Consider the following 26,646-nt stretch of genomic DNA (forward strand, 5'->3'; position numbering starts at 1 on the left):
CGTCCTGTGGGCCATGATCCGTGACGGACAGCGCTACCAAGGTTCACCTCCCGTCACGGCTGCGGCTTGACATCACGATTGGGAAGTCCTTTCGCGGACATGGCGAAATCGGGGACCGGCGTACGGAGGGGCGGCATCGTCACGCCCGCACCGGGGCACGCAAGCCCGGGGCCGGAAGGAGAGCCAGCGAGAACGCTGGGAGAGAAAGCCGGATCGCCGGTCGGAAAGGACGGGCGCCACAGCGGGAGAGAGAAACCAGCACCGGTGCCCGACGAAGGGGCATCCACGTGTGCTCTTCGCACTGTAGCACTGTTCATCGAGGGAGCGGTCTGTTCATCGGGAGAATGGTGCTGTTCGCCGGGAGAATGGCGCTGTTCACCGGGGAAACGCGCCGAGGGTGGTGCGGACCCGGTACTGCCGGGTCCGCACCACCCTCGGAAGAACTGCTCGTCGCCGCCTGCTCAGCCGGTCGCGCCGAGCAGCGGTGCCCAGGCCTCCAGGGCCGGCTTCTCGGCGAGGTCGGCGAAGGCCACCTCGATCCCGTGGTCACGGCGCCAGGCCGCCGCCAGGGACATCAGACGGACGGAGTCGAGCCCGTAGTCGACGAGGTTCTCGTCGAGCGGGATCTCCTCCGGTTCCTCGCCGAGGATGTCGGCGACATCGGCGCGCAGCTGTTCGAGCGTCAGAGCCACAGCGGTCACTTCCCTTCGAAGACGGCTCGGGCGGTGGTGACGACGGCGCACTTGCCGGCCGCCCAGCGCAGTGCCATCGCGTGGTCGTCGGCCGAGAAGTCCGCCACCGCGTCGGCCACCACGAACGCCTGGATGTCCTGCATCCAGGCGTCGCACGCGGTCATCAGGACGCCGATGTGGGCGTAGACGCCGGTGAGGACGATCTGGTCGCGGCCCTGTTCGCGCAGCCGCTCCAGCAGATCGGTGCGGACGAAACCGCTGTACTTCCACTTGGTGATGACGGTGTCGCCCGCGTCGGGCGCGACCTCGTCCGCGATGGCCGCCGCCTGCTCGTCGGCGGGCAGACCGGGTCCCCAGAAGTCCTGCTGGAGACCGCGCTCCTCGGCGCTCTGGCCGCCGGGCTGGGCGGTGTAGAGGACCGGTACGCCCAGGCGCGCCGCCTCCTTCTTCAACTGGGCCACATGCGACAGGAGTTCGGGCACGGGCGCGGCCTGCCGGTCGTACGCCGACAGGAAGTAGTTCTGCAGGTCGTGGACGAGCAGCACCGCACGCGCCGGGTCGACGGTCCAGTCGACCCGGTTGGCGGGCAGCTCGTCGGCGGCCGGCATGGGGTAGGGGGTGATGGCGGGCAGGGCCATGGTGGAGAGGGTTCCGTTCGGAGTTGCGGGGAGGTTCGGCGGGGACGTCAGAGGGAGGAGGCGGCGGGAGCGGGCGTGGCCGTGCGGGCGGCGGCGTTGCGCAGGTCCTTCTTGGAGACCTTGCCGACCCCCGTCTGCGGGAACGCGTCCACGAACTCGACCCGGTCCGGCACCTTGTAGGCGGCCAGGCCCCGTTCGCGTACGAACCGCTTGACGGCCACCGCCTTCAGCGGACCGGCGCCCGGGCGCAGGATCACGTACGCGCAGACGCGTTCGCCCAGGTACGGGTCCGGTTCGGCCACCACGTTGGCGTCGTGCACGGCCGGGTGGGCGAGGATGTGGTTCTCCACCTCCTCGGCGGCGATCTTCTCACCGCCCCGGTTGATCTGGTCCTTGGCGCGCCCCTCCACGACGATGTGGCCGCTCTCCGTGACCCGTACGACGTCACCGGTCCGGTAGAAGCCGTCCTCGGTGAAGGAACGGGCGTTGTGCTCGGGGGCGTTCCAGTAGCCGCGGATCGTGTACGGGCCCCGGGTCAGCAGGTGGCCCGTCTCACCGGGCGCCACCTCCCGGTCCTCGTCGTCGACGACCAGGATCTCGTCGTCCGGCGAGATGGGCCGGCCCTGGGTGGTGACGATGGTCTCGACCGGGTCGTCGAGACGTGTGTAGTTGACCAGCCCCTCGGCCATCCCGAAGACCTGCTGGAGCGTGCAGCCGAGCGCGGGGCGCACCCGGCGGGCGGCCTCCTCGCTGAACTTGGCGCCGCCCACGAGCAGCACGTCCAGGCTGCTGAGGTCGTGCGCGGTGCCGGGCGCCGCCTCGGTCCACAGCAGGGCCAGCGGCGGCACCAGTCCGGTGATGGTCACGCCCTCGCGCTCGATCAGCGGGAAGGCCACCTCGGGCGCGGGCTGCGGGCACAGGACCACGCGCCCACCGGCGTACAGCGTGCCGAGCGAACCGGGGGAGGAGAGCGGGAAGTTGTGCGCGGCGGGCAGCACGCACAGATAGACGGTGTCGGCGTCGACCCCGCAGATCTCGTTGGAGCCCCACAGCGAGTAGATGTAGTCGTCGTGGGTGCGCGGGATCAGTTTCGGTACGCCGGTGCTGCCGCCGGAGAGCTGGAGGAAGGCGAGGTCGTCCGGTCGCGGCCCGCCGTAGCCGACCGGCTCCTCGGCCACCTCGGCCAGCGCCTCGAACTCGCCCGGGTCCCCCTGGGCGACGAACACATGCTTCAGCGTCGGCACTTGGGCGCGGGTCTTCACCGCGAGCTCGCGGTAGTCGTAGCCGCCGTGCTCGGCGGCGATGACGTAGGCGACCGCCTCGGTGAACTCGCAGAAGTAGGCGATCTCGGTCTCGCGGTGGGCGGGCAGCGCGAAGACGGGCAGCGCGCCGATCCGGAACAGCGCGAAGATCACCTCGAAGAACTCGGCGATGTTGGGGAGTTGCACCACCACCTTGTCGTCCTTGGCGATGCCCCGGGCCAGGAAGCCCGCCGCCAGCCGGTCGGCCCGCCGGTCGAGATCGGCGTAGGTCCACCGGCTCCCGGCCACCGGGTCGACGATCGCGATCCGGTCCGGGTGCTCCTCGGCGCGCTGCCGCAGCATCTCGCCGAAGGTCTCCCCGCGCCACCAGCCCGCCGCCCGGTACTTCTCGGCGAACTCGGCGGGCCAGGCCGGCGCCGCTTGCGTACTCACAGCTCGGCTCCCACAGCGCTGAGGAAGGTGCGGAACTTGGCCGCGGTCTCGGCGGTCTCCGCCTCGGGCTCGGAGGCGGCGACGATGCCCGCTCCGGCGTAGAGGCGCAGCGTGCGCTCCTCGGCCTCGGCGCAGCGGATGGTGACGACCCATTCGCCGTCGCCGTCGGCGTTCCCCCAGCCGACGACGCCGGTGAAGAAGCCGCGGTCGAACGGCTCGGTCTCCGAGATGATCTGACGGGCCGTCTGAGTCGGCGTACCGCATACGGCGGGCGTCGGGTGCAGCGCGATCGCGAGCTCCAGCGCCGAGGTGTCGGGGGAGGCGAGGGTGCCGGTCACGGTGGTGGACAGGTGCCACATGGTGGCGGTGCGGATCAGCGTCGGCCGGGCCGGGACGGTCAGCTCGGTGCAGTGCGGGGCGAGCGCCTGGTGGACGGCGTCCACGACGACGGCGTGCTCGTGGAGGTCCTTGGCGGACTCCAGCAGCGTCGCGGCCCGGCGGACGTCCTCGGCCAGGTCCTCGCTGCGCGGGGTCGACCCGGCGAGCGGGTTGGCGACGACCTGCTTGCCCTGACGGGAGACGAGCAGTTCGGGGCTGGCGCCGATCAGGGTGCGGCCGGGGCCGGTCGGCAGGGCGAAGGTGTAGCCGGAGGGGTCGCGGCGGGCCAGGCGCTGGAGCATCGCGGGCAGGTCGAGCGGGGCGTCGGAGGTGAGCTCCAGGGTGCGGGCCAGCACCACCTTGCTGAACTCGCCGCGCCACATCCGGGCCACGGCGGAGGCGACGCCCGCCCCGTAGACCTCGGGCTCGGGGACCGGCCGGATCTGCCAGTCCGTGGTGGCGGAGAGGCCCGCGGGCAGGGCGATGAGCGGGTCGGAGGCGAGCGGCGGGGCGGTGCGCACCGAGGCGGGGACGGTGAGGGCGGCCGGGGCCGTGTGGTCGAACGGGATGGCACCGATCACGACGGGCGTCTCCTGCCCGGCGGCGACGGCCTCGGCCAGGGTGGCGTCCACCCGCTGGGTCAGCGGTCTCTCGTCGTGGGGCACTTGGCGTGCCGGTCCGTGTGCGAGCAGGGTGCGTGCGGGCGTGGCGAGGAAGTGGTCGCCCGGTGTGTAGGCGTCCAGGAGCGAGGTGGCCGCTCCTACGGAGGGGTGGGCCGGATCGGCCGGGGATACGTGCGTGGCGACCTGGGATGCCGTCGACACGGGCACTCCATTCTCGATGGTCCCGTCAGCGGGTGCGGGGGGCTGGATGGGAGGGAGGGGTGAAGCGGTACGGGGGGAGTCGTGCGGGGCCGCCGGTCAGCGCAGGGTCGCGCCGCCGTCGACGTACAGCTCCTGGAGCGTGATGTGGCGGGCGCGGTCCGAGGCGAGGAACGCCACCGCGTCGGCGATGTCGGAGGGTTCGGCGATCCGGCCCAGCGGGATGCCGGTGCGGTACGTCGGCGAGTCCCCGTCGATCACGCGCTGTTCGGCGCCCGGGTCGGTCCACAGAGCGCGCTGCATCGCGGTGTCGGTGGAGCCGGGGGCGACGACGTTGCAGCGTACGCCGCTGCGGGCGAGTTCGAGGCCCAGACACTTGGTGAACATGGCGGCGGCCGCCTTGGAGGCGGCGTAGGCGGCCATGCCGGTGCGCGGGATCCCGGCGGCGTTGGAGCCGACGGTGACGATGCAGCCGGACTTCCGGGCGGCCATGAGCGGGGCGAGCGTCTGCGAGAGGTGGAAGACGCCGGTGGTGTTCACCGCGAAGGTGTCCGCCCAGTCCTGTGCGGAGAGTTCGGTCGCCGCGCCCGTGCGCAGGATGCCCGCGACGTTCACCAGCACGTCCACGGGGCCGAGTTCACGTTCGATGCGGGCCACGGTCTCCTCGACCGCGGTGCGGTCCGTGACGTCCATCACATATGGATCCAGGCAGCCCGCCGAACGCTCGCCCGCCGGCAGTTTCTCCTGTCGGCGGGGCCAGTCGGCGGCCAGCGCCTCGATGGTGTGCCCGGCGCGGTCGGTGGCCGCCACCTGGGCGCCGAGGTCGGCGAGCAGTTCGGCGACAGCGGCTCCGATGCCTTGTCCGGCACCGGTCACCAGGGCCGTACGGCCCTCGAACTCGCCGCTTCTGCCCGGTATGTGCTCAGGCATGAGCAACCTCCCCCTGGGTGTTAGGTAAGGGTAACCTAAATCGATTCGACCGCCCAGAAGGGTGTCGAACTGTCTCTATACGGTTAGGTTAGCCTCACCTTATGCAAACGCCGCGCACGGGGACCACGGCCTCGGCTCCCGAACATGACTCTTCGACGGCCCAGTTGGACGGAGGGGAGACGGAACAGGGGGCGAAGACACCGCCCGCCGGAGCGGAGAAAGCCGCTTCGGGACCCGGCTCCGGACCCGGCACGGGGGCGGACCCCGGCAAGGAGGCGGGCGCGCCCTCCACCGGGCGCCGCGCCGTGGTGCTCGCCGTGGCCGGTCTCACCGCCGCCGTCCTGCTGCTGAGCGGCCTCTCGCTCTCCATAGGCGCGGGCGAGGTCGGCGTCGGCGGGGTGCTCGACTACCTGCTCAACCGGGACGGGGCCCGCGACAACGCCCGCCTCTCCCTGGTCGTCGGCGATCTGCGCCTGCCGCGCACCCTCACCGCGCTGCTCGTCGGCGCGGCCCTCGGTGTCGCCGGATGCCTGCTCCAGGCGGTCACCCGCAACCCGCTCGCCGAGACCGGTCTGCTCGGCGTGAACGCGGGCGCCTCGCTCGGTGTCGTCGCGGGCATCGCACTCCTCGGCTTCGATTCCGGTTACGCCTACCTGGTCTGCGCCTTCGTCGGCGCGGTGGTCGCCAGCGGTCTGGTCCTCCTCATATCCGGGCGGCGCGGCGGCGGCTCCCCCATGCGGCTCGTCCTCGCCGGAGCGGCGCTCGGCGCCACCTTCGGCGGGCTCACCAGCGTGATCGTCGTCAACTCCGCCGAGACCTACGACCGGTTCCGCTTCTGGGTCCTCGGCTCCCTCGCCGGAGTCGAGGGCTTCGGCGAACTCGGCCGCCTGGCCCCCGTCCTCGCCGTCGGCTTCCTCGTCGCCCTGCTGGTCGCCCGCCCGCTCTCCGCGCTCGCGCTCGGCGACGACCTGGCCCGCAGCCTTGGTCACCGGCCGCCCGTCATCCGTACGGTCGTCGCCATCGGCGTCACCCTCCTCACGGCCTCCGCCGTCGCGCTCGCCGGGCCCATCTCCTTCCTCGGTCTGCTCGCCGGATTCCTCGCCCGGGCCATCGCGGGCACCCGGCTGGCCGCCCGCCTCCTGCTCGCCGGACTCATCGGCGCCTGCGTCCTGGCCGTCTCCGACGTCGCCGCCCGCGTGGTCTCCCGGCCCTTCGAAGCGCCCGTCTCCGTCATCGTCGCCCTCATCGGCGCCCCCGTCCTCATCGCCATCGTCCGCTCCAAGCAGCTGGCCTCGATGGGCATGACGGAACCGGCCACCGAGGAGCGCGCCCCCGACCGCCCCCGCCGCTTCAAGCTCGCCCTGCCCCGCCCGAAGGGCCGTAAGCCCAAGGCCGTACGCGTGCGCCCGCCCGACACCCTCGTTGTGCGCCGGGGCCCCCTCTCCCTGCTGGTCACCCGGCGCGCGGCCCTGGCCGCCATCGCGCTCGCCGCCGCCCTCCTGGCCGCCGTCGTCCTCTCCGCCTACGCGGGCCAGAGCGACATGGGCGTCGCCCGTACCTTCCGCGCGGTCCTCGGCCAGGGCGACCACTTCGACGTCCTGCTCGTCCAGAACTTCCGCCTCGGCCGCATCGTCGCCGGACTCACCGCGGGCGCCGCCCTCGGCCTCGCGGGCTGCCTCACCCAGACCCTGGCCCGCAACCGCCTCGCCACCCCCGAACTCCTCGGCGTCAACGACGGGGCCACCGCCGCCGTCCTGCTCTCCGTCACCCTCAGCGCCTCCGGCACGTTCGGCGCCTGGTGGGCCGGTCCGATCGGCGCCCTGGTCGCCGTCATCGTCGTCACCACCGTCTCCGGCGGCCTCGGCCAGCGCGGCTACCGCGTCCTCGTCGTCGGCCTCGCGATGTCCGCCCTGGCCTCCGCCATCACCCAGGTCGTGCTCTCCCGCCGCTCGCTGAGTTCGGCCAGCTCGCTGTACGTGTGGACCTCCGGCAGCCTCAACGGACGCAGCTACTCCGTCGCCGTCCCCGTCCTCATCGGCCTCGCGGTCCTCGTCCCCGCGAGCCTCGTCGTCGCCCGCCACCTGGGCGTCCTGCGCTTCGACGACGCGACCGCCTCCTCCCTCGGCTCCGCCCCCGGCCGGGTCCGCACCCTCGCCCTGCTGCTGGCCGTCGGCCTCGCCGGGCTCGCGGTCGGCATCTGCGGACCGGTCGGCTTCGTCGCGCTCGCCGCCCCCGTCATCGCCTCCCGGCTCGCCGGCCCGCTGCGGGTCCCGCTGGTCGGCTCGATGCTCACCGGGGCCGTCCTCGTCGTCGTCGCCGACACCCTCGGCCGGATCGTCTTCGACGGCGTCGAACTCCCCGTCGGCATCGTCACCACCGTCCTCGGCGGCCCGTTCCTCCTCTGGGTGCTCCTCGGCCGCTCCGCCGCCACCCGCGTCTGAAAGGCGGCCCGCACATGACCTACCCACCGCGCCGCAACCCGCCCGCCCCTCCCGCCCCCGCGGGACCGAGCCGAACCGAGGTGTCCACCGTGCGAAGCCCCCTGCTGCGTAAGCTCCTTGAGGACGTCACCGCGGGCAAGCCCGACGCCGAGGAGATCTTCTGGCGGTACGTCTCCGAAACCGGCGCCCCGCTCGTCGAACCCGACCCCGAGGGCGACCCCGGCCACCGGCTGGTCACCTTCGTCCGCCGCGAGGACCCCGCGCGCCCCGCCACCCACGTCCTGGCCCTGGTCCACACCGTCACCGACAAGGACCGGCACGCCGGAGACCTCGCCCCGCACCTGATGGAACGGGTGGCGGGCACCGGGGTCTGGGCCATCAGCCACCGGCTGCGCACCGACCACCGCGCCTCCTACCAGTTCCACGCCACCTGTGGCACCCGCGAGGACGCCCTGCGCGCCGACCGCCCCTCCTGGCGCCGGGTCCTCGACCACGCGGAGCCCGACCCGCTCAACACCGGGGCCCCGCTGCCCTCCCGTGACGGCCGCAACCCCGCCTCCGTACTCGAACTGCCCGAAGCCCCCGACCAGTCGCGCGCCCACCGCCGCGACGACGTGGCCCGGGGCCGGACGTTCGACGCGGAGGTGGACGGCCGCCGGGTCATGGTCCACCTCCCGCCGGGGCACCGCCCGGACGGCGGCCCGTACGCGCTCGCGGTGCTCCTGGACGGCGAGATGTGGGGGCCGGTGCTCGGCGTCGGGGACATCTTCGACAACCTGCACGCGGACGGCGAACTCCCGCCCACCGTGGCGGTCTTGGTCGACACGATGGGCCGCCGCATGGAGGACCTCGCGTGCAGCGGCCCGTTCGTCGACTGGATGGCCGACACCCTGCTGCCCTGGGTGGAGCAGGCGTACGGGGCCGGGGCCGACGCGGCCCGTACGGTCGTCGCCGGGCAGAGCGCGGGCGGCCTCACCGCCGCCTTCGCCGCCTTCCGGCGGTCCGACCGCTTCGGCCTCGCCCTCTCCCAGTCCGGCTCCTTCTGGTGGCCCGACGACGACCGCGAGGGCGAATGGCTCACCGGGCAGTACGCCTGGGCGGAGCGCAGGCCGGTCACCCTCCATCTGGAGGTCGGCCGACAGGAGTGGATGCTGCTGGAGGAGAACCGCCGCTTCCGCAACATCCTGCGGGCCCGCGGCTACGACGTGCGTTACCGGGAGTTCAACGGCGGCCACGACTACGCCTGTTGGCGCGGCGGCCTCGCGGACGGCCTGGCGGCCCTGCTCGGCGGCCGCTGAGCCGCTCCCGTAACCCCGCTCCCGTAACGAACACGAAGGGGCGGGGCGGCATCCCCCCTCCGGATGCCGCCCCGCCCCTCTCCTGTGTGTTCTCAGCCCTTGAGAGCCTTGTGCCCTCAGGCCTTGAGAGTCCCGTGCCCTCAGCCCTTGACGGCCGGAGCCCCGTCCGTCGCCCGGTCCTCACCCGGCGGCGGCGCGTCCTCGTCGTCGAAGGGCGGCGGCTGCGGGGCCTCGCGCGGCAGCCGCAGCGCGAGCACCGCCCCGGCCGCGACGAGCGCGGCCGTCACCCAGACCGCCGTACGGTACGGGCCCGGGTCGGCGGCGGCCTCCGTCACATGGCCGCCTCCGATCACCGCCGCACAGGCGGCGATGCCCAGCGCGCCGCCGAGCGTGCGGACGATCTGGAACAGGCCCATCGCCTGGCCCATGTCGGCGGGCCCGATCGACTCGAACCCGGAGATCTGCACGGTGAGCACCGCCGTACCGAGCACCAGACCGATCAGGAACATCAGCCCGCGCACGCTCCACGCGTTCTCCGCCACCCCCGGGATCGCGAGCGTCGCGAAGACCGCCGCCGCGACCAGCAGGGCCGGTACGGTCAGCAGCCGGGGGCCGAGCCGGGGGAGCAGCCGGTCCACCACCTGCGAGGCCAGCATCAGCCCGACCGCCTCCGGGAAGACGCTCAGCCCGGCGTCCAGCGCCGATGCGCCCAGGCTCGCCTGGTAGAGCAGCGGGAAGACGAACAGCACGCCCATCAGCCCGGCCGCCGTCACCCCGGCCAGTGCGGACGCCGACCCGTACACCCGGTCGGCCAGCAGCCGCAGCTTCAACAGCGGTGTCTTTGCCCGCACCTGGTGCAGGACGGCCGCCACCAGCAGCACGGCGCCCAGGGCCGCGCAGACGGCCACCGCGGGCCGGGTCCAGCCCTGGGAGGGGCCGAAGCCGAGCGCGTACGTCAGCAGACCCAGCGCCGGAGTGGCCAGCCAGAAGCCGACCGTGTCGAACTTCCCCTCGGGGCCCTCGACATGCTCGCGCAGACCGAAGATGCCCAGCAGGATCGCCGCCGTGCCGATCGGCACGTTCACGAAGAACAGCCAGTGCCAGGAGAGGTGTTCGGTGAGCAGCCCGCCCAGCGGCGGACCCAGCGCGGGCATCAGGGCCGTCGGCACGATCAGCACCTTGGCCAGCTTCATCCGCTCGTGCGGCGGGAACGCCCGGAACAGCAGCGTCATCCCGACCGGCGTCAACAGCCCACCGGCCAGGCCCTGTACGGCCCGGGCCACCACCAGCGTGTTGAGGTCCGGGGCGAGCCCGCAGACCGCCGAGGCGATCGTGAACGCGGTCAGCGCGCCGAGGAAGATCCGCTTCGTCCCGAACCGGTCGCCCAGCCACCCCGCCACCGGCAGCCCCACCGCGAGCGCGACCAGGAAGGCCGTCTCGACGGTGTTGGCCGCCGACAGCGGTCGGCCGAAGTCGCCCGCGATCGTGTAGAGCGCCGGGTTCACGATCGTCGAGTCCAGGCCGTTCATGCACATCGCGGCCGTGTAGACGAGGACGACGGCGACCCGGGGACGTATCCGGGGCCGGATCAGCAGCCCGCTCACCGGGCGGTGGTGGCGACGGGGCCGGCCCAGTGGGCGTTGATCCAGTCCAGCGCCTCCTGCCGGGCACACGGGCCGTGAGCCGTCGACCAGCCCGCGGGGACCGCCGCGAAGAGCGGCCACAGCGAGTGCTGCCCCTCGTCGTTGGTCAGGACGAGGAACTCCCCGTCCGTATCGAAGGGGTTGGCGGGTGCGTCACTCATCGGTGTCACTTCTCCAGCTCGGTGAGTCGGTCGGCGACCACGCGCGCGATGTGCGCGATCGGTTCGGGCAGGGTCATGTCCTTGTGCGAGCAGGCCACGTTCGTGTTGTCGATGCGCCCGCTCACGTACGGGGTCCAGGTCTCCGGCGTCAGGGTGTCGTCGATGGTGTCCACCGTGGCCCGGAAGAACAGCACATCGCCCCGGAACACCCGGTGGTCGTAGGCCCGTACGAGGTCGTTGGTGTTGAGGTACACCTCGCCGAGCGCTTCGATCTTCGCGGCGGAGAGCGCGGCCAGCGGGGAGCCCTCGCGGCGCAGCACCTCCACCACGTTCGCCGTGGTCAGCTCCTTCTCACCAAGGCTCTCGGGGCCGTAACCGCCCATGGTGAGCAGTGATTCGAGCGCTTCGGCGAGGTCGGGCACCGGCAGGCCACGGAAGCCCTCAGCGGGGTAGGCGTCGAGGATCGCCAGCAACTCGACCTCGTGGCCCGCCTCTTGGAGCACCGCCGCGATGGCATGGGCGATGATCCCGCCGGTCGACCAGCCGAGCAGCCGGTAGGGTCCCTCCGGCTGGACCTCGCGGATGCGGGAGGCGTAGTGGGCGGCCAGCTCCTCCAGCGTGGCGGGCAGCGGCTCGTCCGCCGTCGCCCCGCCGACGCCCTGGGCCTGGAGCCCGTAGATCGGCACATCGGCCGGGAGGTGGCGGATCAGCCCCGCGTAGCACCAGCTCAGACCGCCCGCCGGGTGGACGCAGTGCACGGGTGAGCGGTCGCCGGGGCGGGCCGGGCGCAGAGGCAGCAGCACATCCAGCGGGTCCTCCTCGCGCGAGACGTCCAGCGCCGCGTCCAGGGCGGCCGGGGTCGGCGCCTGGAAGACCGTACCGATCGACACCTCGATGCCGAACGCGGACTTGATCCGCCCCGCGAGACGTACCGCGAGCAGCGAATGGCCGCCCAGGTCGAAGAAGTTGTCCTCCACCCCGGCCGACGGCAGCCCCAGCACCTCCGCGAAGATCGAGCAGAGCTGCTCCTCGCGGACCGTGCGCGGCGCCCGGCCGCCACCGCTGACCGGAACACCCGGTGCGGGCAGCGCCTTGCGGTCCAGCTTGCCGTTGCCGGTCAGCGGCAGCCGGTCCAGCACCACCACGGCCGAGGGCACCATGTGCACCGGCAGACTCCCCGCCGCGTGCTCACGCAGCTCGACCGGGACCGGGTCGGTGCCGGGCGCGGGAACGACGTAACCGACCAGCCGCTTGTCGCCGGGCACGTCCTCCCGGACGACGACCGCCACATCCGCGACCTCCGGATGACCGGCCAACACCGCCTCGATCTCGCCGAGTTCGATGCGGAACCCACGGATCTTGACCTGCTGGTCGCCACGCCCGAAGTACTCCAGCGCCCCGTCCGTACGCCGCCGGGCGAGGTCGCCCGAACGGTACATCCGGGTCCCCCTCTCCCCGAAGAGATGCGCGAACGGATCGGCGACGAAGCGCCCCGCCGTCAGGTCCGGGCGGCCCAGATAGCCGAGGGCCACCCCCTGCCCGGCCACGTACATCTCGCCGGTGACCCCGGGCGGCACCGGCTGGAGCCGGTCGTCCAGCACATAGACGCGCAGATCGGGGATGTTGACGCCGATGGTGCTGGAGACGGCGGATGCGGCCGTCTCCCGGTCGAGCGCGAGATAGGAGACATGGACGGTGGTCTCGGTGATGCCGTACATGTTGACCAGCGTCGGCGCGTTCTCCCGGTGGCGCGCGTACCAGTCCGCCAGCCGTCCCAGCTCCAGCGCCTCCCCGCCGAACACCACATACCGCAGCGCCAGGTTGTGCCCCGGGGCCTCCCGGTCGGCGGCGGCCAGCTGGTAGAACGCGGACGGCGTCTGGTTGAGGACGGTGACCCGCTCGTCGGCCAACAGCCGCAGGAACGCCTGGGGGTCACGGCTCGTCAGATGCGGTACGACGACGACCTTGCCGCCGTACAGCAGCGCGCCCCACAGCTCCCACACCGAGAAGTCGAAGGCGTAGGAGTGGAACAGCGTCCACACGTCGTCCGGACCGAACGCGAACCAGTGCTCGGTCGCCGTCATCAGCCGCGTCACATTGTGCTGCGTGACGACAACTCCCTTGGGGCGGCCGGTCGATCCCGAGGTGTAGATGACGTACGCCGGGTCCTGCGGGCTCAGCGGCCGCGTCCGGTCCGACTGGCTGAGCGGTCCGTCCGGGAAGCCCGCCGCCTCGTCCACCGTGATCAGCGGCAGCTCGTGCGCGGGCAGCCGGTCCGCCGTCGCCGCGTCCGTGATCAGCGCGGCCGGACGGGCGTCGTCCAGCATGTACGCGAGCCGGTCCGCCGGGTAGTCCGGGTCCATCGGCAGGTAGGCGGCCCCCGACAGCGAAACCGCGAGCAGCCCCGCCACCAGATCCAGCGAACGCGGCAGCGCGAGGGCCACGATGGAGCCGGGCCCGATGTCCCGGGCCGCGAGCAGCCGCGCCAACGACTGGGCGCGGGAGGAGAGCTGAGCGTACGTCAGCGACTCGCCCGCACAGCTCACGGCCACGCGCTCCGGGTGACGGCGCGCCGCCACCTCGTAGACCTCCGCGAGCGTGAGCGGCACCGGGCGGTCGGCGGGCACGCCGTTGGCCTCGACCAGGGCGCGGTGCACCTCGTCCTCGCCGAGCACGGGCAGCAGTCCCACCGGGGTCTTGGGCTGTGCGGCAGCGGCGGTCAGCAGCCGGGCCAGCCGGTCCGCGAGCGCCTGGGCGCTCGCCCGGTCGAAGAGGTCCGTGCGGAACTCCAGGAACCCGGCGATCCCGCCCTCGGCCAGCTCGCCCGCGTTGAGCGTCAGGTCGAACTTGGCGGTGCCGGACGGTACGGCGGCGAGCCGCGCGGTGGCGTCCGGGCCGAAGGCGGCGGGCCCGTCCGCGATCGACTGCCAGGCCAGCATCACCTGGAACAGCGGGTGCCGGGCCAGCGAGCGCGGCGGGTTCAGCGCCTCCACCAGGTGGTCGAAGGGGAGCGCGTCGTGCTCGTAGGCGGCGAGCGTGGTGGCCCGCACGCGGTCCAGCAGGGCGCCGAATCCGGGGTCGCCGGAGGTGTCGGTGCGCAGGACCACGGTGTTGGTGAAGAAGCCGACGAGCCCGGCCGTGGTGTCGTCGTCGCGGCCCGCCACGGGGGTGCCGAGCGGGATGTCGGTGCCGCAGCCGTGCCGGGTCAGCAGGGCGGCGAGGCCCGCCTGCACGGTCATGAAGACCGTCGCGCCGTGCGACCGGGCCAGTCGGCGCAGCGCCTCGTGGGTGGCCGCGTCCAGGGCGAACGGCACGGTGTCACCGGCCGAGGTGGCGACGGGCGGCCGGGGCCGGTCGGTGGGCAGCTCCAGCTGGTCGGGCAGCCCGGCCAGCGCCTCGCGCCAGTGGGCGAGCTGGGCCTCGGCGAGCGGGGTCGGCTCGGCGGGGGTGCCCAGGACCTCCTGGAGCCGGGCGGCGTGGTCGACGTACTGGCCGTCCAGCGGCGTGAACTCCGGGGCGCGGCCCGCGAGGCGGGCGGTGTAGGCCGTGGCGAGGTCCCGGGCCAGGGGCGTGGTGGACGCGCCGTCGCCCGCGATGTGGTGGAGCAGCAGGAGCAGGGTGTGGTGGCCGGGCTCCTCGCTGAACAGGACCGTGCGCAGCGGGGGCTCGGCGGCCAGGTCGAAGCAGTACCGCACGGCCTCGGTGAGGTCGCTGCCGGGCTCCGCGAGGCGCAGCACCGGGCGGGCCGCCTCGTGGCCGGGGGGAAGAATCACCTGGTGAGGGGTGCCGTCGCCGTCGGCTCCGGACGCGTTGTCAGTGGGCGGATATACCGTTCTCAGTGTCTCGTGACGGCCCACCAGATCGTGCAGGGCGAGCTGGAGCGCGTCCCGGTCGAGGGGGCCGGTGACACTCAGGACGAGCGGGATGTTGTAGGTCGGGCTGGGGCCTTCGAGGCGGTGGAGGAACCAGAGCCGCTGCTGGGCCGGAGAGAGAGGCAGGGGACCGGTGCGGGGGACGAGCGAGAGCGGGACGGACGCGGTGGCCGCGCCGCTGCGGGTGCGGACCTGTGCGGCGAGCGCCGCCGGGGTGGAGTGGCGGAAGACATCGGCGATGGAGAAGGGGACGCCGAAGTGCTCGCGGACCCGGGCGGCCAGCCGGGCGGCGAGCAGGGAGTGCCCGCCGAGGTCGAGGAAACCGGCCTCGGCGGCCGGGGGCTCCGCGATACCGAGGACATCGGCGTAGAGGCCCCGCACGATCTCGGTGTGCGGGCCGCTCTCACCGACGGCCTCGGCCCCGATGGCAGGGGAGAGCGGTTCGGGGTCGGGCAGCGCGCGGTGGTCCAGCTTGTCGTTGGCGGTACGGGGGAGGGCGTCGAGCAGCGTCACGGTCGCGGGGACCATGTGCTCGGGCAGCGCGGCGGCCAGATGGTCGCGGAGGGCGTCGGGGGTGGGGGGTGTTCCGCTGTCCTTCGCCGGGACCGCGTAGGCGAGGAGGCGCTTGCCGTGCCCGGTCTCCCGGGCGATGACGGCGGCCGCCGCGACCTGCGGATGGGCGGCCAGCCGGGCCTGGATCTCGCCGAGCTCGATCCGGAAGCCGCGGATCTTCACCTGGTCGTCGCTGCGGCCCAGGAACTCCAGGGTGTGGTCCTCGCGGCGGCGCACGAGGTCCCCGGTGCGGTACATCCGGCCGCCGGGGGTGCCGTGCAGATCACCGAACGGGTCGGCGACGAACCGCTCGGCCGTCAGGTCGGGGCGGCCGAGGTAGCCGAGGGCCAGGCAGGACCCGGAGACGTAGAGCTCACCGGTCACCCCGGCGGGCACGGGGCGGAGGGAGGAGTCCAGGACGTAGACACGCGAGCCGCGCACGGGCCGGCCGTCGGGGCGGGCCGGGGTCTCGCCGGGGAGCCAGTAGTAGGCGTCGACGGTCGTCTCGGTCGGGCCGTAGAGGTTGACCGGGTGCACGGCCTCGGCTGCGGTCAGCCGCTCCCACAGGGCCGGGGGCACGGTCTCGCCGCCGACGACCAGATGGGCGGGGTGGTGGCGCCCCTCGTCCAGCAGGCCTTCGGCGATGAGCGCTTCGGCGTAGGAGGGGGTGATGTCGAGATAGTCGACCCGGTGGGTGTCGACGTACGCGCTGAGGACCGAGGGGTCCCGGTAGGCGGCGTCGTCCAGCAGGTGCAGCTCATGGCCGTGGACCATCCACAGCAGCGGGTCCCAGGACGCGTCGAAGGCGAACGAGGCGCTGTGGGCGACCCGGAGCCGGTCCCGGCCGGTGCGGGCGACGGCCGGGGCGATGTGGTCGGTGAGGTGGCCCGCGCCGAGATTGGCCAGCGAGGCGTGGCTGACGAGGACGCCCTTGGGGCGCCCGGTGGAACCGGAGGTGTGGATGAGATAGGCGGGGTCACCGAGCGCGGGCCCGGTGGGAAGCGGTCCGTCGGGGCGGGCGGCGAGTGCGGCGGCGGTCGCGGGCTCGTCGAGTGCGACAGTGGCCAGACCGTGCGGGGGGAGCCCGGCCAGGGTCGCGGCCGTGCCGATGACGCAGAGGGGCCGGGCGTCCTCTAGGACGGCCAGCGTCCGGGCGGCGGGGTGGCCGAGATCCAGCGGCTGGCAGACCAGGCCCGCCTTGAGCACGGCGAGCAGGGCCACCACCATGTCGGCGGTCCGGGGCAGCGCCAGCGCCACCGTGGCACCGGTCTCCGGCTCTCCACCGGTCCCGGCCAGCAGATGGGCCAGCCGGTCGGACGCGGCGTCCAGCTCGGCGAAGGTGAGGACGGCGCCTGCGGCCTTCTCGGCACCTTCCGCCTCCGCGGAGCCCTCCGTCTCCCCGGAGCCTTCCGCCTGCTCGGAGCCCTCCGCCGCCCGGGCGCCCCGGAACGTGCCCGCGAGGGTGGAGCGTACGGCGACGGCGTCGGGAGTCAGTGCGGCCTGCGCGGTGAACGACCTGGGGAGGGTCAGGGCGGCGGGCGGCTCGGTGCGGCCCGCCGTGGCCTCGCGGAGCTGGTCGTCGGTGAGCAGGTCCAGGGTGGCGACGGGCCGGTCCGGGGCGGTGAGCAACAGCTCGGCCAGACCGTCCAGGTAGCGCAGCCAGGTCTCCTCGTGGGCGGCGAGCGCGGCCTCGCCGTACGCGGCGGGGTTGGCGTCCAGCGTGAGCCGCAGGCCGCCGTCCGGGCCCGGTGCCGCGCCGACCGCGAGGCCCTCCACGGGGCCTGCGGCGAGGTTGCGCACGGTGCCGGGGAGCCCGGCGAAGTCCAGGGAGCCGTCGAAGGGCTTGATGTTGACCATCGGGCCCGTCAGCGGCACGTCGGCCGACTCCAGGGCCAGATCGCGGCGGAGGTCGGCCTGCGGGTAGCGCTGGTGGCGGCGGACCGCGCGGATCTCCAGCACGACCCGGCGCAGCAGCTCGGCCCCGGTGTCCTGCGGACGTACGGCGATCCGCAGCGGCAGCACGTTCACCGTCATGGCCGGGGTGCGCAGGGCGGCCGGTCCGCGCCGGTTGGTCAGCGGCAGGCCCAGCACCACGTCCTCGGTGCCGGTGAGCCGGTGCAGATGACCGGCGGTGGCGGCGACGACGAGTTCGGCCCAGGTCGCCTTCGCGGCGCGCGCCGCCCGGGAGAGCCGGTCCAGGGTGGTCGCGGGGAGGTCGGTGATCCGGTGGAGGAGGCCGTCGTCGGCAGAACCATCGGCGGGGACGGGCGGGGCCTCGGGGGAGTACCCGGCCATGCGCTCCGCCCAGAAGGCGCGGTCCTCGGCGTACTCCTCACCGGACAGATACGCGGCCTCGTCGCCGGTCAGCTCGCTCAGCGGGGCGAACCGGCCCTCGGGCGCGGGCTCCTGGGCGACGGCCGCCGAGTAGAGCTCGGCGACCCGGCGGCCGATGAGGGAGAGGGCGTAGGCGTCGACGGCTATGTGGTGGACGCGCTGGTACCACCAGTGGCGGTCCTCGCCGACGCGGATCAGCGCCTGCGTCATCAGACCCCCGGTGGAGGTGAGGTCCACCGGACGGGCCAGGTCCTCCCGTATCCACGCCTCGGCCTGTTCCTCCGTCAGATCGAGCCGGTGGACGACGGGTTCGGCGTGGACGACGTGCTGCACCGGAGTGCCGTCGGCCTCGGAGAGCCGCAGCGCCAGGGTGTCCGCCTCGCCCACGGTCCGTACGACCGCCTCGGCGAACAGGTCCCCGTCGAGCGGCCCCTCGATCTCCACGCGGTCGGCCGTGTTCAGCGCGGTGCCGTCCGGCGCCAGTTGGTGCGCGTAGTAGATGCCCGACTGGGCGGTCAGAAGGGGCAGTGGCGGGGAAGGAGGGCTGCCGGGGTGCGCTGCCGAAGAGCTGGTCGGGCGGTTCGGACGCTCATGCATATGTGTGACGACTCCCCTGAAGGACAACGGACACCGGGCCACCAGCTCCCCGGTACGCACTTAGGTAAGGCTAAGTTAACCTATTTCCGACAGTGCAGGCGACCGTCCCCGGGCGGTCCGGAACGCCAGGAGAGCCCCATGCCCGTCCCCGGAACCGAACGCGCCACCGCACCGGCCGAGGGGGTGGCCGGCGAGCGGCTCGGCGCCCTGAGGGCCGCCGTCCAGGACACGGTCGCGAAGAACGCGGCGGCCCTGCTCGACCTGAGCCGGCGCATCCACGCCGACCCGGAGACCGCCTTCGAGGAGCACCGCTCCGCCGCCCTCTGTGCCGAACTCCTGGCCGCCCACGGCTTCGAGGTCACCGCACCCGCCCACGGCCTGGAGACGGCCTTCCGGGCCACGATCGGCTCGGGGCCCGTCACCGTCGCGATCGCCTGCGAGTACGACGCCCTGCCCGGCCTCGGCCACGCCTGCGGCCACAACCTGATCGCCGCCGCCGGGGTCGGCGCGGCGCTCGGCCTCGCCCCGTACGCCGATGAACTCGGCCTGACCGTCCGGGTGATCGGCACACCCGCCGAGGAGCGAGGCGCGGGCAAGGCGCTCCTTCTGGAGGCCGGAGCGTTCGACGGGGTGGATGCCGCGATGATGGTCCACCCCTGCCCCTTCGAGCTCGCCGACTTCCGCTCGTTCGCCCTCGGCACCCTCGACGTCACCTTCACCGGCCGCTCCGCCCACCCCAGCCTCAACCCGCACGAGGGCCGCAACGCCGCCGACGCGCTCACGGTCGCCCAGGTCGCCCTGGGGCTGCTGCGCCAGCAACTCCCGCCCCAGTGGCGGGTGCACGGCGTCACGACGGCGGCCGGGACCCGGCCCAACCTGATACCCGACCGGGCCACCGCCACGTACGAGATCCGCGCGCTGGCCGCCGAGGACCTGCGGGAGCTGCGGCAGCGCGTCGAGGACTGCTTCCGGGCCGGCGCGCTCGCCACGGGCTGCGAAGTGGCCCTGGAGCGCCCCGAGCCCGACTACCTCGACTTCCGGGGCGACCCGGAGCTGCTGCGGCTCTGGACCGCCAACGCCCGCGAGCTGGGCCGCGCCGAATCCGTCGAGCGCCCGCCCTTCGCCTGCACGGACATGGGCAACGTCTCGCACGTGGTGCCGTCCATCCATCCGGTGCTGGACATCAGCGGAGGTGTCTGCGGCCCGCACGAGCCCGAGTTCGCCGAAGCGGCGGTCTCTCCGGTGGCCGAACAGGCCCTGCTGGACGGCGCGGTGGGCATGGCGTGGACCGCCGCGGACTTCGCCGCCGCCAGGACTGCCGCCGGAGCGACCGCCGCTGCGGCCCACGGAGAAGCCGTCACCCCGTCCGCCTGACCGGGGCCTACCCGCAGGCGGCCCCGTGGCCCGGTCCGGAGTCTCCGGACCGGGCCACGGGGCAACGCTCCCCTGCTGCTTGGGCAGCGCTACTTGGAGAGTGCCTTGATGTAGTCGTCCATCACCACGTCGGCCGCCAGCGGCCCGCCACGGGTGGACCACACCGAGCCGTCGACCGTCACGACCTGCTTGTTCTTGACGGCGCCCAGCTCCTTGTAGGCCGGCTTGTTCTGGACGTCCTTGAGCGCCTTGGCGCCGTCGGAGGTCAGCGTCGACAGGAACAGCCAGTCGCCGTCGATCTCGTTGATCTTCTCCAGGCTCAGCGACGGCGTGTGCGCGTTGCCGTCCTTGTTCTGGGACTTGGGCCGCTTCAGCCCCATCTCCAGCGCGACACCGCTCGCGAACTGCTTGTTCTCCATCCAGCTCGGCCCGTCCGGGTTCCAGCGGACGATGGAGACCTCGGCGCCCTTGTGCCTACCGAGCTTCTCACCGGCGGCCTTGGCGGCGGCCTCGTGGTCGGTGATGAGCTTGTTGGCCGCGTCCAGCTTGTTGACGGCGTTGCCGACCCCGCGGAAGAACAGCTTCCAGTCGTCGGCCGGTGCCATCGTCACCAGCGTGGCCGGGGTGATCTCGCGGAGCTGCTTGAGCACCTGCTCGTCCTGCATGTCACCGGCGAGGATCAGGTCGGGCTTGGCGGCGACGACCTTGTCCATGACCGGCTGGAGCAGGTTGCCGACGATGTCGATGCCCTCGACCTTGTCCGCGAGGTAGGCCGGCGGCTTGTCCAGGCCCTGCCCGTTGGTGATGCCGACCGGCTTGATGTCCAGCGCGAGGACCGCGTCCAGGTCCTCCTGGGTGAGCGTCACGATGCGCTTCGGCTCGGCGGGTATCTCCACGGCCGTGCCGGTCGCGTCCTTGACGGTGCGCGTCTTGGACGCGGAGGAGTCCGCCGAGGCGGGCTTGTCGCCGGAGGGCTTGCTGCTGCCGGAGTCGGAGCTCCCGCCGCAGGCCGTCAGGAGCAGGGCTGCGGCCCCGAGCGTGGCGACGGCCTGTGCGGCTCTTCGGGAGGCGGTGCGGACGGGGCGGCGGTGCAGGATCATCAAGGGCTCCGGAATCAACGGGACATGAAGCGACGAGGGGCGAACGGCAGCACAAGGGCGACCGTCGACCGCTCGGCGGGCTAAGGTTAGCCTTACTTTAGCGGCATCAGGCAAGGTGATGCCCCATTTCTTCGGAAAGGCCGGTCCTCGTGGACATCCGTGTTGAACAGCTCACCGCTGGATATGCCGGTCATACCGCCGTGGACCATGTCGATCTGACCGTCGGCTCCGGACAGGTGGTGGCGATCGTCGGCCCCAACGGCTGCGGGAAGTCGACCCTGCTCCGCTGCATCGCCCGTCTGCACCAGCCGCGCTCGGGCCAGGTGTTCGCCGGTGACGCCGATGTCTGGGAGCTGCGCCAGCGGGACGCCGCCCACCGGATCGCCCTGCTGCCCCAGGCCCCGCAGGCCCCCGAGGCGGTGACCGTCGCCGGGCTCGTACGGTACGGACGCCACCCGCACCAGGGGCTGTTCCGCCAGTGGTCGCACGAGGACGAGGACGCGGTGACCCGTGCCCTGGAGGCGACCGGCACGACCGGTCTGGCCGACCGTCGCCTCGACCAGCTCTCCGGCGGCCAGCGCCAGCGCTGCTGGCTCGCCATGGCTCTGGCCCAGGAGACCCCGATCGTCCTGCTCGACGAGCCGACCAGCGCCCTGGACATCGGTCACGCCGTGGAGGTGCTGGACCTGGTGCGCGAGGTCGCGGCGCAGGGCCGGACCATCGTCATGGTCGTCCACGACCTGGCCGGGGCCGCCCGGTACGCCGACACCCTGGTCGCCATGCGCGCCGGCCGGATCGTCGCCTCCGGCCCGCCCCGCGAGATCGTCGACGCCGACCTCGTACGGGAGTTGTACGGAATCGAGGCGGAGATCCTCACCGCCACCTCCGACGGCACCCCCGTCGTCGTACCGACCGTGAGCGTGCCCCCGGTCGCCGCCTGACGCACGGTCAGGAAGCCTCCCCGGAAACGCCGATGGGCCCCTCCGTCCAGGGGCCCATCGGTCTGTGGCCGTACGGCTCAGGCGGGCTCGTCGCCCCGGAACACGTGCAGGATCTCCTCGGCGGCCAACGTCGCCGTCAACGTGCCCTCGCGGACCCGCTGTTCGAGCTCCGGCGCCAGCTTCCGTACCGCCGGATGGTTGCGCAGGCTGTCCAGCAGCTCGTCGCGGACCATGGACCAGGTCCAGTCCACCTGCTGGTCCCGGCGCTTGGCGGCCAGCCGGCCGGTGGACTCCAGGACCGTACGGTGCTGCTCCAGCCGGTCCCACAGCGTGTCGAGCCCCGTCGACTCCCGGGCGCTGCACGTGAGCACCGGAGGCGTCCAGGCCGCGTCCACCGGGTGCATCAGCCGCAGCGCGCCCGCCAGTTCACGCGCCGCCGAGCGGGCGTCGCGCTCGTGCGGACCGTCGGCCTTGTTCACCGCGATGGCGTCCGCCAGCTCCAGGACCCCCTTCTTGATGCCCTGCAACTGATCGCCGGTCCGGGCCAGGGTCAGCAGCAGGAACGTGTCCACCATGTTGGCCACGGCCGTCTCCGACTGCCCGACCCCCACCGTCTCCACGAGCACCACGTCGTACCCCGCCGCCTCCATCACCACGATGGACTCCCGGGTCGCCTTCGCCACCCCGCCCAGCGTCCCGGCGGTGGGGGAGGGGCGGACAAAGGCGGCCGGATCCACCGCGAGCCGTTCCATCCGGGTCTTGTCGCCCAGGATGGAACCGCCCGTACGGCTGGAGGACGGGTCGACGGCCAGCACCGCCACCCGGTGCCCGAGCCCCGTGAGCATCGTGCCGAGCGCGTCGATGAAGGTGGACTTGCCCACCCCTGGCACCCCGCTGATCCCGATCCGCCGGGCCTTCCCCGCGTGCGGCAGCAACCGGCTCAGCAACTCCTGGGCCAGTACCCGGTGTTCGGCCCGCGTCGACTCGACGAGCGTGATCGCACGGGCGATGAACGCCCGCTTGCCGTCGAGCACTCCCTGCACATAACTGTCGATGTCGATCTTGGCAGCCATCCGGTCAGCGGCTCACAGCTCGTGGCCGAGCGCGGCACCGAGCCGCGTCACCAGATCGTGGGCCGCGTCCGGGATCACCGTCCCCGGCGGGAAGACGGAGGCGGCGCCCGCCTCGTGCAGGGCCTCGATGTCCTGCGGCGGGATCACCCCGCCCACCACGATCATGATGTCCTCGCGCCCCTCGGCGGCCAGCTCCTCGCGCAGCGCGGGCACCAGCGTCAGGTGCCCGGCCGCCAGCGAGGAGACGCCCACGATGTGCACGTCCGCCTCCACCGCCTGCCGCGCCACCTCGCCCGGCGTCTGGAAGAGCGGGCCGACGTCCACGTCGAAGCCCAGGTCGGCGAAAGCCGTGGCGATCACCTTCTGGCCCCGGTCGTGGCCGTCCTGGCCCATCTTGGCGACCAGGATGCGCGGACGGCGGCCCTCCGCCTCCTCGAACGCGTCGACCAGCGCGCGGGTACGGTCCACCGAAGGGGAATCCCCTGCCTCTTTGCGGTACACACCGGAGATCGTACGGATCTGCCCGGCATGGCGCCCGTACACCTTCTCCAGCGCGTCCGAGATCTCCCCGACCGTGGCCATCGCCCGCGCCGCGTCGACCGCCAGCGCCAGCAGGTTGCCCTCAAGTCCCGGCCCGGGGGCGCGTTCGGCGGCGGCCGTCAGCGCCCGCAGCGCCTCCTGGCAGGCCACCTCGTCGCGCTCCTCGCGCAGTCGGCGCAGCTTCTCGATCTGCTGGGTGCGCACCGAGGAGTTGTCGACCTTGAGGACGTCGATCTTCTCGTCGGTCTCCACCCGGTACTTGTTGACCCCGATCACCGGCTGCCGCCCGGAGTCGATCCGCGCCTGCGTACGGGCGGCCGCCTCCTCCACCCGGAGCTTGGGGATGCCCGCGTCGATGGCCTTCGCCATCCCGCCGGCCGCCTCGACCTCCTCGATGTGCTGCCAGGCCCGGTCCGCCAGGTCACGCGTCAGCTTCTCCACGTACGCGCTGCCGCCCCACGGGTCGATGACCCGGCAGGTGCCGGACTCCTGCTGGAGCAGGAGCTGCGTGTTACGGGCGATGCGCGCCGAGAAGTCGGTGGGCAGCGCCAGCGCCTCGTCCAGCGCGTTGGTGTGCAGCGACTGGGTGTGGCCCTGCGTCGCGGCCATCGCCTCCACACACGTACGCGTCACGTTGTTGAACACGTCCTGCGCGGTCAACGACCACCCCGAGGTCTGCGAATGGGTGCGCAGGGAGAGCGACTTGGGGTTCTTCGGGTCGAACTGCTTGACCAGGCGCGCCCAGAGCAGCCGGGCCGCCCGCAACTTGGCGACCTCCATGAAGAAGTTCATCCCGATCGCCCAGAAGAACGACAGCCGGGGCGCGAACGCGTCCACGTCCAGGCCCGCTTCCTGCCCGGCGCGCAGATACTCCACCCCGTCGGCCAGCGTGTACGCAAGCTCCAGATCGGCCGTCGCCCCGGCCTCCTGGATGTGATACCCGGAGATCGAGATGGAGTTGTAGCGCGGCATCTTCTGCGAGGTGAACGCGAAGATGTCGGAGATGATCCGCATCGACGGCGTCGGCGGATAGATGTAGGTGTTGCGGACCATGAACTCCTTGAGAATGTCGTTCTGAATGGTCCCGGCCAGCTTCTCGGGCGGTACGCCCTGCTCCTCGGCGGCCACGATGTACAGAGCCAGTACGGGGAGCACCGCGCCGTTCATCGTCATCGACACCGACATCCGGTCCAGCGGAATGCCGTCGAACAGCTGACGCATGTCGTAGATGGAGTCGATCGCCACGCCCGCCATACCGACGTCACCGGTGACGCGCGGGTGGTCGCTGTCGTACCCCCGGTGGGTCGGCAGGTCGAAGGCGACCGAGAGCCCCTTCTGCCCGGCCGCGAGGTTGCGGCGGTAGAAGGCGTTGGACTCCTCGGCCGTGGAGAACCCGGCGTACTGACGGATCGTCCAGGGCTGGTTGACGTACATCGTCGGGTACGGACCGCGCAGATACGGGGCGATGCCCGGGTACGAATGCAGCGCGTCCAGGCCCTCCAGGTCGTCCCCGGTGTACAGCGGCTTGACCGTGATGCCCTCGGGCGTCTCCCAGAGCGGGGCGGCCTCGGAGCCGTCGGCCGTCTTGGCCGCGGCGGCCTGCCACTCCTCGGCCGAACCTGCCGGGGGAGCGGGGGACTCCAGCGCGACCTCGGTGAAGTCGGGAACGGTGGATTTCTGTTCCGTGGGCGATGTCTGCATCACGCCACTCCCATGCGGTCGAGTACGGAGGTGAGAACGGCGACCGTGTCGCAGCCCGCGAAGACGTAGGCGTCGACACCGGCGTACTCGCCGGGGCGTCCGGCGAGGAACACCTGCGCCGCGCCCGCCGACTTCAGCGCCCCGGCCACCTCGCCCGCCTGCTCGGCGTACAGGGCGTCCGACGAGCAGAGACAGGCCACGCTCGCACCGGAGGCGGTGAAGGGGCCGGCGGCCGTGGACGCGTCCACCGACACCGGCTCGTGCACCGCCTCGATCCCGCCCGCCCCGAAGAGGTTGACGGCGAAGGAGACCCGCGCGGTGTGCGCGGCGGCCGGACCCAGCGCGGCGATGAACACCTTCGGCCGGGCGCCCGTCGCCGCCAGGTGCGCGTCCGACCGGGCCCGCAGCGCCTCGAACGCCTCGTCGCGCCGCACCCGGGGCAGACCGCCCGGGGCACCCGCGTACGGATCGGGCGCGGGCTCGCGCTCCACCGGCCGTTCCGCGGGCATCGGGAACTCGCTGACCCCCGTCACCGGCTCCTTGCGGCGGGCCAGCTTCGCGCTCCGCGCGGCCCAGGTGGCGGCCAGCCGCTCCGCGACCATCCCCGAGCGCAGGGCGGCGGGCAGCCCGCCCGCCCGCTCGGTCTCCTGGAAGAACGCCCAGGCCGCCGCCGCGAGTTCGTCGGTGAGCCGCTCCACGTACCAGGACCCGCCCGCGGGGTCGATGACCCGGGCGAGGTGCGACTCCTCCATCAGGATCGTGGAGGTGTTACGGGCGATCCTGCGGGCGAACGCGTCGGGCAGCCCCAGCGCGTGATCGAACGGCAGGACGGTGACGGAGTCCGCGCCGCCGACCCCCGCGCCCAGCGTGGCGAGGGTGGTGCGGAGCATGTTCACCCACGGGTCGCGGCGCGTCATCATCACCGGGGAGGTCACGGCGTGCTGCCGCTGGCCGCCCGCCCCGGGAGCCCCCGAGACCTCGGCGACCCGCGCCCAGAGCCGGCGGGCCGCCCGCAGCTTGGCGATCGTCAGGAACTGGTCGGCCGTGGCCGCGTAACGGAACTCCAGCTGCGCGCAGGCCTCTTCCACGCCGAGCCCGGCCGCGGTGAGCGCCCGCAGATAGGCGACGCCGGTCGCCAGGGAGAGCCCCAGCTCCTCGGCGGCCGAACCGCCCGCCTCGTGGTACGGCAGCGCGTCCACGGCGATCGCCCGCAGCCCCGGGTACTCCCGGCCGCAGACCTTCGCCCAGTGGACGGCGGGGGCGAGGTCGGCCTCGATGCCGGTCCGGGCCTCGTGGCCGAGCGGGTCGGCGCCCAGGGTGCCGCGCGCCTCGCCCTTGGCGACGCCCCGCTCCCCGTACAGCCGCAGCAGTTCGGTGGCGGCGGCGTCCAGGTCGGCCGGGGCGTCGAGGACGACAGGGGCCAGGTCGAGGTAGACGCCCTCCAGCGAGCGGGCGAGCGAGTCCACCGGGACACCCGCCGGGCCGCCCACGGTGAGCCAGAGCGAGGTGACCCCGTTCTCCAGGTCGCCGAGCACCGCCTCGTTGAGCCGGGCGGGGTCGCTCAGGGCGTGGCGTTGGCGCACGTCCCAGCCGCCCGCCGCGTTCCCCTCGGCCCTGCTGCCCCGGGTGAAGGGCGCGAAGCCGGGGAAACCGGTGTCCGGCGAGGTGTCGTGCGCGGTGTAGAGGGGGCGGGTGGTGAGCCCGTCCTCCAGTGTGGTGGACAGCGCTTCCTCGGCGGCCGAGCCCGAGACTTCCTTGCCCGACTTGCGCAGAACGCCTTCGACGAGGCTCTGCCACTGGTCATGGGAGGGGTCGGGGAACGCGGCGGCCGGAGAGAGCCCGTCAGCAGGCTGGACCGTCATGCTC

General features: G+C 73.0%; 16 protein-coding genes. 4 read left to right on the forward strand and 12 right to left on the reverse strand.

Annotated features, from left to right (window positions below; all coding sequences use genetic code 11):
* Positions 1 to 461: 461 nt before the first annotated feature.
* The 5 genes from ACFW9Z_RS34060 to ACFW9Z_RS34080 all read right to left on the reverse strand — a co-directional run bounded on the left by ACFW9Z_RS34060 (position 462) and on the right by ACFW9Z_RS34080 (position 5,153).
* Positions 462 to 701, reverse strand: coding sequence for a phosphopantetheine-binding protein (locus ACFW9Z_RS34060; protein WP_384647117.1), 240 nt, complete (start codon positions 699 to 701; stop codon positions 462 to 464).
* Entirely contained in the window at positions 698 to 1,330 is a 633-nt protein-coding gene (locus tag ACFW9Z_RS34065) for an isochorismatase family protein (protein ID WP_384647119.1), read from the reverse strand. Before ACFW9Z_RS34065 ends, ACFW9Z_RS34060 begins: the two co-directional genes overlap by 4 nt.
* A gap of 47 nt (positions 1,331 to 1,377) precedes the next feature.
* Entirely contained in the window at positions 1,378 to 3,024 is a 1,647-nt protein-coding gene (locus ACFW9Z_RS34070; RefSeq protein ID WP_384647121.1) for a (2,3-dihydroxybenzoyl)adenylate synthase, read from the reverse strand.
* Complete coding sequence (gene dhbC, locus ACFW9Z_RS34075) at positions 3,021 to 4,226, reverse strand: isochorismate synthase DhbC (protein ID WP_384647123.1); 1,206 nt, start codon at positions 4,224 to 4,226, stop codon at positions 3,021 to 3,023. Before dhbC ends, ACFW9Z_RS34070 begins: the two co-directional genes overlap by 4 nt.
* Positions 4,227 to 4,322: 96 nt before the next feature.
* Positions 4,323 to 5,153 (reverse strand): 2,3-dihydro-2,3-dihydroxybenzoate dehydrogenase, encoded by an 831-nt coding sequence (locus ACFW9Z_RS34080; protein WP_384647126.1) that lies wholly within the window; start codon positions 5,151 to 5,153, stop codon positions 4,323 to 4,325.
* A gap of 101 nt (positions 5,154 to 5,254) precedes the next feature.
* On the opposite strand from ACFW9Z_RS34080, the gene fhuB reads away from it, so the two are divergent.
* Positions 5,255 to 7,594, forward strand: a complete 2,340-nt coding sequence (gene fhuB / locus ACFW9Z_RS34085; RefSeq protein ID WP_384647129.1) for a Fe(3+)-hydroxamate ABC transporter permease FhuB — start codon at positions 5,255 to 5,257, stop codon at positions 7,592 to 7,594.
* 14 nt (positions 7,595 to 7,608) lie between these two features.
* Positions 7,609 to 8,892, forward strand: coding sequence for an enterochelin esterase (fes, locus tag ACFW9Z_RS34090; RefSeq protein ID WP_384647131.1), 1,284 nt, complete (start codon positions 7,609 to 7,611; stop codon positions 8,890 to 8,892).
* Between the two features lie 140 nt (positions 8,893 to 9,032).
* Here the strand turns inward: fes and ACFW9Z_RS34095 are convergent, their stop codons facing one another.
* Genes ACFW9Z_RS34095 through ACFW9Z_RS34105 form a run of 3 tightly spaced genes read right to left on the reverse strand, consistent with a single transcriptional unit; the run spans position 9,033 to position 18,051 of the window.
* Positions 9,033 to 10,496 carry a DHA2 family efflux MFS transporter permease subunit gene (locus tag ACFW9Z_RS34095; protein ID WP_384647133.1) on the reverse strand — a complete coding sequence of 488 codons (1,464 nt, stop codon included), beginning with the start codon at positions 10,494 to 10,496 and terminating at the stop codon, positions 9,033 to 9,035.
* Entirely contained in the window at positions 10,493 to 10,696 is a 204-nt protein-coding gene (locus ACFW9Z_RS34100) for an MbtH family protein (protein ID WP_384647135.1), read from the reverse strand. Before ACFW9Z_RS34100 ends, ACFW9Z_RS34095 begins: the two co-directional genes overlap by 4 nt.
* A 5-nt stretch (positions 10,697 to 10,701) precedes the next feature.
* The gene (locus ACFW9Z_RS34105; protein WP_384647138.1) at positions 10,702 to 18,051 is read right to left on the reverse strand and encodes an amino acid adenylation domain-containing protein; all 7,350 of its coding nucleotides are present in this window, start codon (positions 18,049 to 18,051) and stop codon (positions 10,702 to 10,704) included.
* 138 nt (positions 18,052 to 18,189) lie between these two features.
* On the opposite strand from ACFW9Z_RS34105, the gene ACFW9Z_RS34110 reads away from it, so the two are divergent.
* Positions 18,190 to 19,425, forward strand: a complete 1,236-nt coding sequence (locus tag ACFW9Z_RS34110; RefSeq protein ID WP_384647141.1) for a M20 family metallopeptidase — start codon at positions 18,190 to 18,192, stop codon at positions 19,423 to 19,425.
* Between the two features lie 89 nt (positions 19,426 to 19,514).
* Here the strand turns inward: ACFW9Z_RS34110 and ACFW9Z_RS34115 are convergent, their stop codons facing one another.
* Positions 19,515 to 20,525: an ABC transporter substrate-binding protein gene (locus ACFW9Z_RS34115; RefSeq protein ID WP_384647143.1), complete on the reverse strand. Its 1,011-nt coding sequence runs from the start codon at positions 20,523 to 20,525 to the stop codon at positions 19,515 to 19,517.
* A gap of 149 nt (positions 20,526 to 20,674) precedes the next feature.
* Between ACFW9Z_RS34115 and ACFW9Z_RS34120 the strand changes: the two genes are divergently transcribed.
* Positions 20,675 to 21,466, forward strand: a complete 792-nt coding sequence (locus ACFW9Z_RS34120; RefSeq protein ID WP_384647146.1) for an ABC transporter ATP-binding protein — start codon at positions 20,675 to 20,677, stop codon at positions 21,464 to 21,466.
* A 77-nt stretch (positions 21,467 to 21,543) separates the two neighbouring features.
* Here the strand turns inward: ACFW9Z_RS34120 and meaB are convergent, their stop codons facing one another.
* The 3 genes from meaB to ACFW9Z_RS34135 are packed head-to-tail and all read right to left on the reverse strand — an operon-like array spanning position 21,544 to position 26,642.
* Positions 21,544 to 22,539, reverse strand: a complete 996-nt coding sequence (gene meaB, locus ACFW9Z_RS34125; protein ID WP_384647148.1) for a methylmalonyl Co-A mutase-associated GTPase MeaB — start codon at positions 22,537 to 22,539, stop codon at positions 21,544 to 21,546.
* A gap of 12 nt (positions 22,540 to 22,551) precedes the next feature.
* Positions 22,552 to 24,780, reverse strand: coding sequence for a methylmalonyl-CoA mutase (scpA, locus tag ACFW9Z_RS34130; protein WP_384647150.1), 2,229 nt, complete (start codon positions 24,778 to 24,780; stop codon positions 22,552 to 22,554).
* Positions 24,780 to 26,642: a methylmalonyl-CoA mutase family protein gene (locus ACFW9Z_RS34135; protein ID WP_384647152.1), complete on the reverse strand. Its 1,863-nt coding sequence runs from the start codon at positions 26,640 to 26,642 to the stop codon at positions 24,780 to 24,782. Before ACFW9Z_RS34135 ends, scpA begins: the two co-directional genes overlap by 1 nt.
* Positions 26,643 to 26,646 lie beyond the last annotated feature (4 nt).

The organism is Streptomyces sp. NPDC059452 (assembly GCF_042750035.1).
Classification (GTDB): domain Bacteria; phylum Actinomycetota; class Actinomycetes; order Streptomycetales; family Streptomycetaceae; genus Streptomyces.

What these genes read in the sequence shown, in the direction of transcription:
- meaB (WP_384647148.1), bottom strand. Translation starts at nt 22,539, where the DNA reads ATGGCTGCCAAGATCGACATCGACAGTTATGTGCAGGGAGTGCTCGAC.
- fes (WP_384647131.1), top strand. Translation starts at nt 7,609, where the DNA reads ATGACCTACCCACCGCGCCGCAACCCGCCCGCCCCTCCCGCCCCCGCG.
- ACFW9Z_RS34080 (WP_384647126.1), bottom strand. Translation starts at nt 5,153, where the DNA reads ATGCCTGAGCACATACCGGGCAGAAGCGGCGAGTTCGAGGGCCGTACG.
- scpA (WP_384647150.1), bottom strand. Translation starts at nt 24,780, where the DNA reads ATGCAGACATCGCCCACGGAACAGAAATCCACCGTTCCCGACTTCACC.
- ACFW9Z_RS34065 (WP_384647119.1), bottom strand. Translation starts at nt 1,330, where the DNA reads ATGGCCCTGCCCGCCATCACCCCCTACCCCATGCCGGCCGCCGACGAG.
- ACFW9Z_RS34105 (WP_384647138.1), bottom strand. Translation starts at nt 18,051, where the DNA reads ATGCATGAGCGTCCGAACCGCCCGACCAGCTCTTCGGCAGCGCACCCC.
- fhuB (WP_384647129.1), top strand. Translation starts at nt 5,255, where the DNA reads ATGCAAACGCCGCGCACGGGGACCACGGCCTCGGCTCCCGAACATGAC.
- ACFW9Z_RS34110 (WP_384647141.1), top strand. Translation starts at nt 18,190, where the DNA reads ATGCCCGTCCCCGGAACCGAACGCGCCACCGCACCGGCCGAGGGGGTG.
- ACFW9Z_RS34115 (WP_384647143.1), bottom strand. Translation starts at nt 20,525, where the DNA reads ATGATCCTGCACCGCCGCCCCGTCCGCACCGCCTCCCGAAGAGCCGCA.
- ACFW9Z_RS34100 (WP_384647135.1), bottom strand. Translation starts at nt 10,696, where the DNA reads ATGAGTGACGCACCCGCCAACCCCTTCGATACGGACGGGGAGTTCCTC.
- ACFW9Z_RS34135 (WP_384647152.1), bottom strand. Translation starts at nt 26,642, where the DNA reads ATGACGGTCCAGCCTGCTGACGGGCTCTCTCCGGCCGCCGCGTTCCCC.